This window comes from Haemophilus sp. UMB1048 (assembly GCF_030218125.1).
Classification (GTDB): domain Bacteria; phylum Pseudomonadota; class Gammaproteobacteria; order Enterobacterales; family Pasteurellaceae; genus Haemophilus_D.
In genome coordinates this window covers 1-232 of sequence record NZ_JASOPB010000211.1, presented here as the reverse complement: position 1 = coordinate 232, position 232 = coordinate 1, and the positions used below count along the sequence as shown (strand labels likewise).

1 protein-coding gene is annotated in these 232 nt (G+C 55.6%); it reads left to right on the top strand.

The genetic code is table 11. The features are described 5' to 3' along the window. The coding region (locus QP437_RS10505; protein WP_369279345.1) for a ribulose-phosphate 3-epimerase at nt 1-232 on the top strand (232 nt) is incomplete at both ends.

Sequence of the window (232 nt, the reverse complement as noted above, 5' to 3'; positions counted from 1 at the left end):
GCCGGTCGACCGCATCATTCCTGATTTTGCCGAAGCCGGCGCCAGCATTATCACTTTCCATCCGGAAGCCTCTGAACACGTCGACCGCAGCCTGCAGCTTATCAAAGAACATGGCTGTAAAGCGGGGCTGGTATTCAACCCGGCAACGCCGCTGAGTTACCTCGATTACGTTATGGATAAGCTGGATGTGATCCTGCTGATGTCGGTTAACCCAGGCTTTGGCGGCCAGTCC